The organism is Pedobacter sp. PF22-3 (assembly GCF_026239555.1).
Lineage (GTDB): Bacteria > Bacteroidota > Bacteroidia > Sphingobacteriales > Sphingobacteriaceae > Pedobacter.
This window is the reverse complement of the sequence record NZ_JAPIVP010000004.1, coordinates 73,478-85,603: the sequence shown is the minus strand read 5'-3', so window position 1 is coordinate 85,603 and position 12,126 is coordinate 73,478. Positions and strand designations below refer to the sequence as shown.

Genomic DNA, 12,126 nt, shown 5'->3' with positions numbered 1-12,126 from the left:
ATCGCCACCGATGTACTATTTATTGCATTAAAAATGCAAGTCTCGTGAATCCTCGTTACAAACGAGGACTATTTAACGTAAAGACTTCCGAAGTTTCAAAGAAGTAGAATGTACGTAATTTCCGAAGTCTGGTCATTTTTTGCAATAATTAAGCGTTAGGGATTGTAAGGATTCAGTACCGATTTTTCATCGGTACCGGAGCGAAGCGCAGCCCTGCAAAGCCCGATCCTTGGGGAACGCCCAAATTAGTTGGCAGTTTTCGGTTTTCAGTTGGCAGTTTTCGATTAATAACTTTCATTTTTCAATTGGCAGTTTATTAATCAGCCATAGGAAATAGATCCTGAAACAAGTTCAAGATGGTTTTAAAGCTAAAACCTACGAGGTTTAACAAGATATCGTAATTTTTTTCATAATAAATTACGACTATTCCTATATACTTTATATATTTGACGTATGAACTTCAACTTTATACCTAACCAGTTAACCGCTAAGCAAATGATGTGCTGTTGTTGTAAAACGCAGTAACAGGAGCCTACAGATAATTTTATGTATAAAATATGGAATGCTTCTCGGTAACAGGGAAGCATTTTTTGAATAAAGCTAACAACACATATGCAAAGTTTCAGAACAGAACTCGAAAATCCGATTGTCGAGCAGGACATCATCGATTTAGAGAATAAGATTAAAGCTTTTAGAGATGGAACCATCCACGACGAAAAGTTTAGGAGCCTCCGTTTGGCCCGCGGTGTTTACGGACAAAGGCAGCCTGGCGTGCAGATGGTACGGATTAAATTGCCTTTTGGGAAGGTAACTTTTAAACAGTTGTTGCGCATTGCCGATATTGCCGATGAATATGGAAGCGGTAACCTGCACTTGACAACCCGTCAGGATATCCAGATTCATTATGTAAGTTTAGACCGTACGCCAGAGCTTTGGGCTAAACTGGAACAGGATGATATTACACTTCGTGAAGCTTGTGGAAATACCGTACGTAACGTAACCGCTTCTCCAAATGCTGGAATCGATGCTGAAGAGCCATTTGATGTTTCACCTTATGCACAAGCGGTATTTGCTTACTTTTTGCGTAACCCGATCTGTCAGGAAATGGGTAGAAAGATTAAAATCTCCTTTTCTTCGAGCGATAGAGATACTGCATTTAGCTACATTCACGATTTAGGATTTATTCCAAAAATTAACGAAAATGGCGAACGTGGCTTTAAAGTATTGTTTGCCGGTGGTTTAGGTGCACAGCCATTTTTGGCCAATGCCGTTCACGAATTTTTACCTGAAGATCAGTTAATCCCTTTTACCGAATCTGTTCTTCGTGTTTTTGACCGTTATGGCGAGCGTACGAACCGAAACAAAGCACGTTTAAAATACCTGGTTCAGAAACTAGGCTTAGATGAAGTGCTACGTTTGGTAGCTGATGAGCGTATCGCGAACAAAGTAAAAACCTTTAACATAGATATTAATACAATACCTCAGCCAACGTTACCTTTAGAACAAGAATATCCTGCGGTAGAAATATTAAACGAAGCCCATTACAAACATTGGTTAGCCACTAACGTGATTGAGCAAAAACAGACCGGGTTTTATGGCGTTTATGTAAAAGTTCAGGTAGGTGATATCAAAACAGATAAGGCAAGAGCGTTTGTTGACGCCATCAGATTATATGTGGCTGATGAAATCAGGATTACCCAGAATCAGGGCTTACTGCTCAAGTTTGTACGGAAGGAAGCATTACCGTCTCTGTATACTGCTTTAAATAAAATCGGTTTTACCACAGCAGGTTTTGATAGCTTAGCCGATATTACCACCTGTCCTGGAACCGATACCTGTAATTTAGGTATTTCGAACTCGATGACCCTTGCTGAAGTTTTGGAAGAAGTAATTTATACCGATTTTCCAGAGTTTATTTATGAAAAAAACATCAAGATCAAAATTAGTGGTTGCATGAACTCTTGCGGTCAGCATGGCTTGGCTGAAATTGGTTTCCATGGGAGTTCAGTAAAAGCCGAAGGGAAAGTGGTGCCTGCTGTACAGGTTATGCTTGGTGGTGGTACGGTTGGTAATGGTGTTGGTCGTGTTGCAGAACGCGTAATCAAAGTTCCTTCTAAAAGAGCAACAAGTGTTTTACACTATATTTTAAACGATTTTAAAGCCAACAACCTGGCTGATGAAAATTTCCACCAATATTATGATCGAAAAGGTAAAGACCATTTTTATCAATTATTAAAACCACTAGCCGATTTAACAAACCTGCAGACAGAAGAATTTGTAGACTGGGGACATGTTGAAGAATTTGTAACCGCTATTGGTGTTGGAGAATGTGCAGGTGTAGTGATCGATTTAGTGGCTACTTTACTGTTAGAAGCGGATGAAAAATTCGGTTGGGCAAAACAGAATTTAGATAATGGTGCTTATGCCGATGCCATTTACCATACCTATGCAACTTTTGTAAGTGCAGCAAAATCATTATTGTTGGATAAAGGTGTAAACAGCAGTACACAAGTTGGCGTGATCCGTGAGTTTGATAACCATTATGTAGAAACCGGCGAATTTGATTTACCAACCAATTTCTCTGACCTGGTTTTACAGATCAATAAAAATGAACCAACGGCTGAGTTTGCAAAGAAATATTTTGAAGAAGCCAATCAATTTTTAAATCAGATTAAAGCGAAAAGAGCGGTATTAGCGAAATGAGATTTGAGACAATAGATATGAGATTTGAGAACTGCGGACGCTAAACGCCATGCGCCAAACAACTCTTCATCCAGTCATTCAAAATTCAATAATTAAAAGAAACATGGTTAATCAAAATAAAGAATCAAAAATAACCCTTTTAGGCGCAGGTCCTGGCGACCCGGATTTATTAACCTTAAAAGGGGTAAAAGCATTACAAACTGCTGATGTGGTATTGTATGATGCTTTAACCAACGAAGCTTTATTGGAGCATGCTCCTGCAGAAGCCATTAAAGTTTATGTAGGAAAACGTTCTGGTGAGCATTCTTATCCTCAGGATACCATCAATAAATTAATGATTGATTATGCGTTAAACTATGGTCACGTAGTGCGTTTAAAAGGTGGCGATCCATTTGTTTTTGGAAGGGGATATGAGGAGTTGGATTATGCAGCATCATATAGTATTCCGGTAAGTGTGATTCCGGGTATTTCAAGTTCGATCGGTGTGCCGGGTTTACAGCAGATTCCGGTTACGCACCGCGGCATGAGTGAAAGTTTTTGGGTAATTACCGGAACCACCACTTCTGGAGAAGTTTCGGCTGATATTTATCAGGCAGCACAATCAAAAGCTACGGTTTTAGTACTGATGGGACTTAAAAAATTATCTAAAATTGTAGAGATTTTTAAAGCTGAAGGCAAGAACAATTTACCTGCTGCAGTAGTGCAGAATGGATCTGCAGCAGATGAAAAATTAGTTGTTGGCATGGTTGAAACCATAGAAAGTTTGGTACAGCAAGAAAATATTAAAGCACCTGCTTTATTAATTTTTGGAGAAGTTGTATCATTACACCCATCATTTAAGCAATTAATTAAACAATATGCAAGTATTGCCTAACCAACCTTATGATGCAGCGTCTTTTTCTGAGGAGGAAAAAGGTAACCAGCTTTTTCCGGTTTTTATAAAGCTGAACAAGCTGCGTACATTATTAATTGGAGCAGGAAATATTGGGCTGGAGAAGTTAACCGCTATTGTAAATAACAGCCATAGTGCTACCATTACCATTGTGGCAGAAACGGTATCGCCGGAGGTTTATGCACTTGTTGCAAATTATCCGCTGATAAAAGTTAAGCAAAAAAGTTTTGATGTAGAAGACCTGAATGATATTGATATCGTTTTTGCGGCAACCAATAACTATATTTTAAATGATGAGATCAGAAAGGTGACGCACGAACGTGGTTTGTTGATCAATGTGGCCGATAAGCCAGAACTCTGCGATTTCTATCTGGGATCTATCGTTCAAAAGGGCGATTTAAAGATTGCCATTTCTACAAACGGTAAATCGCCAACCATCGCCAAACGTTTAAAGCAGATTTTAAACGAAGGTTTACCAGCAGAGCTTGATGAGACCTTGCAAAATATGAGTGCTTTGCGCCAAACCTTAAACGGCGATTTTTCTGCAAAAGTTAAAAAACTAAATAAGGTTACCCAAAGTTTAATTAATCCTAAAAAGAGTTTTGCCGAGCGCAATATTAAATGGTTAATCTGGGCGGCTGCAGTTTTACTCGTTTGCGCTATCGGATTTTCTTTGTGGAACACCGAGCCAGAATTTCAAACGTTTTTGATCAATATTGATCCATTATTCTACTGGTTTTTGGGTGCAGGATTTTTATTCGCATTAATAGATGGTGCAATCGGCATGTCTTATGGTGTTACCACCGCATCATTTTCGCTGGCCATGGGCTTACCTCCCGCATCAGCAAGTATGGCCATCCATATTTCGGAAGTGATGAGCAATGGAATTGCAGGCTGGATGCACTACCGGATGGGTAATGTAAATTGGAAGTTATTTAAAATTTTAATTCTTCCTGCCATAATCGGGGCAGTTTTAGGTGCCTACATTCTCTCTTCATTAGAGCATTATAGCAGTTATGTTAAACCAGTTGTTGCCATTTACACGCTATTTCTGGGTGCTGTTATTTTAATGAAAGCTTTTAATATCAAGCGTAAAAAAGCTGATCAAAAAATTAAAAAAATTGGTTTATTGGGCTTTGTGGGTGGTTTTATCGATGCTGCCTTTGGCGGCGGCTGGGGTTCAATCGTATTATCAAGCTTAATTGCAGGTGGCAGGCATCCCTTGTTTTCTTTGGGAACGGTAAAAATCAGTCGCTTTTTTATTGCCACATTAAGTTCGCTTACCTTTTTTACCATGTTGGGTGGCAAACACTGGGAAGCAGTTGTGGGTTTAATTATCGGTAGCGCAATCGCATCGCCAATAGCCGCAAAAGTATCCAACAAAATTTCGGCAAAAACCATTATGGTTGCTGTGGGGATTATTGTGATGATTGTAAGCTTAAGGAGTGTAATTATGTTTATTTTAAAATTAATTTAGTGATGGGGAACTTAGAGGAGATCAAAGCAGCACTGGAAGGTTTAAGTACCATTGATAAACTGAAATTTTTGGCAGATCAATACGCCGGCCGTATTATATTTTCGACCAGTTTTGGCTGGGAAGACCAGGCCATTACTCATTTAATTTTTGCCAATAATATTCCGATCAAGGTTTTTACTTTAGAAACCGGACGTTTGTTTCCAGAAACCTATTACGTTTGGAACCGTACATTAGAAATTTACAACAAACCCATTCATGCCTATTATCCTCAGAACGAACTGTTACAGGATATGGTAAATACAAAGGGCCCCAATAGCTTTTACGAATCGGTAGAAAACAGGAAAGAATGCTGTTACATCCGTAAAATAGAACCTTTAAAAAGAGCATTGAAAGGTAACGAAATCTGGATAACAGGCATTAGGGCAGATCAGAGTGCCAACCGCGAGGATATGCATGATTTAGAATGGGACGAAGGCAATCATTTGATCAAATTTCATCCTATTTTCGATTGGACTTTGGATGACGTAAAAACTTACATTAAAGAGAACAACATTGTGTACAACACTTTGCACGATAAAGGTTTCCCTAGTATAGGTTGTGCTCCGTGTACAAGAGCTGTACAGCCAGGGGAAGATTTTAGGGCCGGAAGATGGTGGTGGGAAGACCAGAGCAAAAAGGAATGTGGCTTACACGCAGCTTCTTAGCAGATGTAAAATGGAAGAGGTAAGATGGAGATATAAGATGTGAAATGGATGAGTGTAAATTATAGTGTCAGAAAATAAATACAACATTTCAACTTTCAAACCTTTCAACTTTACAACAATTTTTAGTAACAAGACAATACTTAATAATGAGTACATATAATTTTGATTATTTAGACGAACTAGAGGCTGAGGCTATTCACATATTGCGTGAAGTAGCAGGCCAGTTTGAAAAACCGGCGCTGTTATTTTCGGGCGGTAAGGATTCAATTACTTTGGTTCGTTTGGCAGAAAAAGCTTTCCGTCCAGGGAAATTTCCTTTTCCTTTGGTACATATAGATACCGGACATAATTTTGAAGAAACCATTACCTACCGTGACCAAATGGTAGAAAGAATTGGCGAAAAATTAATTATTGGTTCAGTGCAAGAATCTATTGATCAGGGTAAAGTGGTAGAGCAGACTGGTAAAAATGCCAGTAGAAATGCTTTGCAGACGGTAACCTTGCTTGATACCATTGCCAAATATCAGTTTGATGCCTGCATTGGTGGAGCACGGAGAGATGAAGAAAAAGCTAGGGCAAAGGAGCGTATTTTCTCTGTCCGCGATGAATTTGGTCAATGGGACCCAAAGCGCCAACGTCCTGAACTTTGGAACATTTACAACGGTAAAATTCATAAAGGTGAAAATATCCGTGTATTTCCGATCAGTAACTGGACAGAATTAGATGTTTGGAATTACATCCGCAGGGAGAAAATAGAACTTCCTAGCATTTATTTTTCGCACGAGCGCGATGTAATTACCAGAAATGGACAGCTTATGGCTGCTTCTCCGTTTTTAAATATGGATGACGAGGATATTGTTGAACGCAAACAGGTTCGTTTTCGTACTGTTGGCGATATGTCTTGCACCGCTGCGGTAGAATCGGATGCATTCTTGATCGACGATATTATTTCAGAAATCAGCGCCTCCAAAATTTCAGAACGTGGTGCACGTTTAGACGACAAAGTTTCTGAAGCCGCAATGGAAGACAGGAAAAAGGGAGGATATTTTTAAGAGAGACGTGTGATTTTAGATGTGAGATTTGAGAACCTTGCATCTGTCTAATCTCATATCTATTATTTTAAGGGAGACGTGAGATTTGAGAATCTTGCATCCGTCTCATATCTATTATCTCATATCTCAAATCTAAAAAAAAATGAACATATTAAAATTTTTCACAGCAGGCAGCGTAGATGATGGTAAAAGTACCTTAATTGGCCGTTTGTTATATGATACAGATTCTATTTTAGCCGATCAATTAGAGGCTTTGCAGAGCTCTAACCGCAAAAATGACGATGGAACAATAGATTTAGCCATTCTTACCGATGGTTTAAGAGCAGAGCGCGAGCAGGGTATTACCATTGATGTAGCTTACAAATACTTTCAGACAGAAAAACGTAAATTTATTATAGCCGATACCCCAGGCCACATTCAATATACCAGAAATATGGTTACGGGAGCTTCCACAGCTAATTTGGCCATTATTTTGATCGATGCCCGTAACGGTGTAGTTGAGCAGACTATCCGTCACTCTTATATTGTTTCCTTATTGGGCATTAAACATGTAGTGGTTTGCATTAACAAAATGGATATGGTTGATTATAGCGAAACCATTTACAATTCAATCATAGAGAAATACAAAATCCTGGCACAACAGTTAAAACTGACTGATGTAACCTACATTCCGGTGAGTGCATTAAAAGGAGATAATGTGGTTCAGACATCTGAAAACATGGATTGGTATGAGGGCGAAAGTTTGCTGCATTTCTTAGAGAAAGTAGATACCGATAGCTTAGACAAATCGCAATTGGCCCGCATGCCTGTACAATGGGTGGTTCGTCCGCAAACAGCAGAATTGCATGATTACCGGGGGTATGCCGGACGTGTATTGAGCGGAACCTTTAATTTAAATGATAAGGTTACTGTTCTTCCTTCAGGAGCCAGCTCTATTGTAGAGAAGATTGAGTTTTTCGATCAAACACTTGATGCAGCACATGCCGGTCAATCGGTTATTATCCATTTAAAGGATGATGTAGACATTAGCCGTGGCGATACGATTGTAAATGCTTCGGCATTACCACAGGAAACAAAATTGATTGAGGCAGATCTTTGCTGGATGGATACCCGTGCCCTGGACACCTCGATAATGTACAACATTCAGCATAATAGCAAAATTACTAAATGTAAAATCAGCGAAATTCTGCATAAGGTAGATATCAATACACTAGAGAAACATGCTGCAGAAGAATTTAAACTAAATGATATTGGTCGCGTGATTATTAAAACCGCTGATGCTTTAGCTTTTGATTTATATGATGATAACCGTGCAAATGGTTCTGCTATTTTGGTTGATACCCGGACTAATTTAACCATTGGCGCGCTGATGTTCAGGGCAGCAGTAGAGTAAGGTGTAAGATGGAATAATGTAAGATGGATGATGGGGAATAATCACCAAATATAATAATGAATGCTTTAGATTCATCTAAAGTGAAAGCAATTTCGACGGGGCACCAAAGGTAGCCCCGTTTTTCGTAAAAGGGTTTTTTGTATATTTAACTTATGGAAATGGTTAAAAATTTTCATCAGCTTATTACATTATAAATTGAAATCCCAATTACAAACCACGTGAAAAGAAATTTTTTATACCTCGTTTTTGCTACTGTTCCATTTATTTTTGCCTGTAACCAATCAGATAAAAAGGCTGATACCGCAAAAAAGGATTCGGTAATCAATCAAACCTGTTATGCCGCTTTTTTTGAAAAAGACAGTGCCGCTATGATAGTGAAAACTATGGCATCTGGTAAAGTAACCGGTTCATTACTGGTGAAGTATGCTGACAAGCCTCAAAATAACGGCAAGATAAGCGGTAAGTTTAATGGCGACACTTTACTGGTCGATTATCGGTTTAATACGGGTAAAGATACTACAAAGGCATTTACCAATCCATTGGCCTTTTTAAGGAAAGATGGTAAACTCATTATGGGTGTTGCGCAGATTGAAACCACTTTGGGCAGATCGTATTTTGTTAAAGGGAAACCCATTAATTATGAAGCCGGGAAATTTACCTTTTCAGAAGTAAATTGTAAATAAACCCCAATATTGTCATCCTGAGCACAGCGAAGGACCTTTTAAGTCAAGGTTTCTATAGTTCATCCCTTTGGTATCGTTATTTCGAGCGAAGTGTAACGCAGTCGAGAAATCTTAATGTGTAGATCTCTCCATTCTACTGCGTTCCATCCGATAGCTATCGGATCGAGATAACGAAAATTTATTGCTATTTTTTACTTATAATACAATATCTGGTCTTGGCATCCAGCTAAGACCTAATTTTATTTCCTATTTTTCTGTCGCTCCGGTTCAGATACAGAAGATGAAGGTTTTGCTTTATTTAGCTCAATTTGTCATCCTGAACGGAGTTAAAGGATATCATGATGCTAAAAACCACTTTTAGAAGATTCTTCACTTCGTTCAGAATGACAGTAAAGAAAAATATTTTAAAATAAATTACTACAATTCCCATAGACTTTATATATTTGTATTGTTGACATACGTATAACAAGCTTAAATTATCTGTTATGATTTTGAATAAAGTAAAAAAAGCGAACATTGAACCAAAAATTACTTTAATAGGTGCAGGTCCTGGTGACCCGGATTTATTCAGTTTAAAAGGGGTTAAAGCATTAAAAACAGCTGATGTTGTTTTGTATGATGCAAATGTGAACGAGGCTTTGTTATGTCATGCGCCAGATGGTATTCCAAAAGTTTATGTAGGTAAGCTTAGTGATAATGAATCATTCTCTCAGGATGCGGTGAACAAGCTAATTGTTGATTATGCTTTAAACTATGGCCATGTTGTACGTTTAAAAAGTGGCGATCCGTTTTTCTTTGCGAAAGGATATGAAGAAATAGATGCGGCAGAATCTTACAGTATTCCTACTGAAATTATTCCGGGTATTTCGAGTGCAACAGGTGCTCCAAGTTTACAGAAGATCCCGATGATTTATAAAGATTTGAGCGAAAGTTTCTGGGCGGTAACCGGAACAAATTCTAAAGGTGAAATTTCAGCGGATTTGTATATTGCTGCGAAAACGAAAGCCACCATTGTTGTTTTAAACGGGATTGAAAAGGTAAAAGAGATTGCCGCCATCTTTCAGGCAGAAAATAAAAATTTATTACCTGTAGCTGTGATTCAAAATGGTTCTACACCAGAAGAAAAAATTGCAGTAGGTATTGTTGATACGATTGCCGAGATTGTTGAAGATAAAAAAATAACGGCACCGGCTTTATTGGTTTTTGGTGATGTAGTATCCTTACACCCTCAATTTCAACCCATTCGCGATTTTTACGAGATTATCGCCGAAGAATACTAGCTATTTTTAAACCAAAAAAATATATTTGTTTTGTTGTTAAAAACCGTTTATGGATTTAAGCGGTTTTTTTTGTTTCTGCATATTTAAGATTAAATAGACGTTATCCTGAACTTGTTTCAGGGGCTTTGTAGAAATAACTGTTAAGAGAAATCCTATTCGTTTATCTGTGGAATCAGCAGGAAATTATTAACCGTTTGTTCCCGCAGATTTAAGATGATCATCCCTGAAAAACTACATTTCCTGCATTTGATAGAAACCAACGCTGTTAATAAGCCTGATTGGAGCGGAAGCCCGGAGCGCAGCGAGGACTTATAGCGTAAAGCAGGGCTACAGGCCGCCACAAAGAACCAAACATTCACTTTCTAATAAAAAAAATATCTGAATTTTATCTCTCCATGCCGCTTTGCTTTAGTCGAGATGAGGTTTTTTCCTTTAAAATAATCAACTAAAAATATAATTTACATTATTTGCAAAGCTCAAAACAATTAGTAACTTACTTGGGTTATCTACACCAAATAGTTGATGGAAATTATACATATAAGCGCCGAGTGTTACCCTGTTGCAAAAGTTGGTGGTTTAGCCGATGTAGTAGGGGCTTTACCAAAATATCAGAATAAACTAGGCCATATTGCCAAAGTTGTTGTACCTGCCTACGATACCAAATTTATCCGCGAAAGCGAATTTGAAGTTACGTATGATGCCTGGGCAAACTACGGGAATAACCACTTTCAATACCGTATTTTAAAAGAAAAGACCAATAAACTGGGTTTCGATTTATACCTGGTTCATATACAGGGTTTAACCGATCGCCCGAATGTTTATGGTTACAGCGATGATACAGAACGTTTTGTTGCTTTCCAGATTGCTACACTAGACTGGATTGTACAATGGGAGCATCGCCCTGATGTAATTCATTGTCACGATCACCATACTGGTTTAATTCCTTTTATGGTTTCAAATAGCGTAAAATATAAGCCAATTAGTGGTGTGCCAACGGTTTTAACCATTCATAATGCACAATATCAGGGACAGTTTGGGTGGGATAAATTGTACTATTTGCCAGCATTTGATTTATGGAAAGGCGGTTTATTAGGTTGGGATGATGCGATAAATCCTTTGGCTTCGGCTATTAAATGTGCCTGGAAAGTAACCACGGTATCACCAACTTACCTGGAAGAAATGATGGGACAGGCACGCGGACTGGAAAGTTTGTTGAGGCAGGAACGGTGGAAATCAGTGGGAATATTAAATGGAATTGACAACGAAGTCTGGAATCCAGAGACAGATTCGATGTTGAACAAAGGTTACAATTTAAAAACAGTTGAAGCTGGAAAATTGGCAAACAAAAAAGCACTCTGTGATGTTTTTCAATTAGATTCATCCAAACCACTTTTTACTTTTATCGGAAGGTTGGTTGATGAAAAAGGTGCCGATATTTTACCCGACATTTTTTATACCGCTTTGCAACAGCATGGCGATAACATCAATGTTCTGGTTTTAGGCTCGGGAGATAGTTGGGTAGAAGGAAGGTTAAACCAGTTGAAGGATTTCTTTGGCGGCAGATACAATGCTTATATCGGGTATAATGAACAGGTTTCGCATCAAATGTATGCTGGTGCAGACTTCCTGATCATGCCATCAAGAGTGGAGCCTTGTGGATTAAATCAATTATATGCCTTGCGTTATGGCACCGTTCCGATTGTGCGAAGGGTAGGTGGGTTGAGAGATACCGTAATCGATATTGGCGACAATGGTTTCGGGATCTGTCATGATCAAACGAGTATTTGGGATGTTACACATTCCATTAACCGTGCAGTTGCATTTTACAATGATAAAAAAGCCTTTAAAGCTGTAAGAAAAACCATGATGAAAATCGATCATTCATGGGACAGGGCAGCCTTGAATTATATAGAATTATACCAAAATTTAAAATAAGCTTAAG

At 38.4% G+C, this 12,126-nt stretch carries 9 protein-coding genes; all 9 read left to right on the top strand.

The genetic code is table 11. The features are described 5' to 3' along the window. Window positions 1-612: 612 nt before the first annotated feature. Complete coding sequence (locus OQX63_RS06850) at window positions 613-2,703, top strand: HEPN domain-containing protein (RefSeq protein ID WP_265850156.1); 2,091 nt, start codon at window positions 613-615, stop codon at window positions 2,701-2,703. 103 nt (window positions 2,704-2,806) lie between these two features. After that, on the top strand, window positions 2,807-3,577 hold the full coding sequence (gene cobA, locus OQX63_RS06845; protein WP_265850155.1) for a uroporphyrinogen-III C-methyltransferase: 771 nt from the start codon (window positions 2,807-2,809) through the stop codon (window positions 3,575-3,577). Further along, window positions 3,561-5,072, top strand: a complete 1,512-nt coding sequence (locus OQX63_RS06840; protein WP_265850154.1) for a TSUP family transporter — start codon at window positions 3,561-3,563, stop codon at window positions 5,070-5,072. Before cobA (OQX63_RS06845) ends, OQX63_RS06840 begins: the two co-directional genes overlap by 17 nt. Window positions 5,073-5,074: 2 nt before the next feature. After that, a complete protein-coding gene (locus tag OQX63_RS06835) occupies window positions 5,075-5,776 on the top strand; it encodes a phosphoadenylyl-sulfate reductase (RefSeq protein ID WP_265850153.1) in 702 nt (233 codons plus the stop codon). Between the two features lie 146 nt (window positions 5,777-5,922). Next, complete coding sequence (gene cysD / locus OQX63_RS06830) at window positions 5,923-6,828, top strand: sulfate adenylyltransferase subunit CysD (RefSeq protein ID WP_265850152.1); 906 nt, start codon at window positions 5,923-5,925, stop codon at window positions 6,826-6,828. A 142-nt stretch (window positions 6,829-6,970) separates the two neighbouring features. Next, the gene (locus OQX63_RS06825) at window positions 6,971-8,221 is read left to right on the top strand and encodes a sulfate adenylyltransferase subunit 1 (protein WP_265850151.1); all 1,251 of its coding nucleotides are present in this window, start codon (window positions 6,971-6,973) and stop codon (window positions 8,219-8,221) included. Window positions 8,222-8,439: 218 nt separating this feature from the next. Then, a complete protein-coding gene (locus tag OQX63_RS06820; RefSeq protein ID WP_265850150.1) occupies window positions 8,440-8,904 on the top strand; it encodes a hypothetical protein in 465 nt (154 codons plus the stop codon). Window positions 8,905-9,389: 485 nt separating this feature from the next. Then, window positions 9,390-10,184, top strand: a complete 795-nt coding sequence (cobA, locus tag OQX63_RS06815; protein WP_265850149.1) for a uroporphyrinogen-III C-methyltransferase — start codon at window positions 9,390-9,392, stop codon at window positions 10,182-10,184. 522 nt (window positions 10,185-10,706) lie between these two features. Then, the gene (locus tag OQX63_RS06810) at window positions 10,707-12,119 is read left to right on the top strand and encodes a glycogen synthase (RefSeq protein WP_265850148.1); all 1,413 of its coding nucleotides are present in this window, start codon (window positions 10,707-10,709) and stop codon (window positions 12,117-12,119) included. Window positions 12,120-12,126 lie beyond the last annotated feature (7 nt).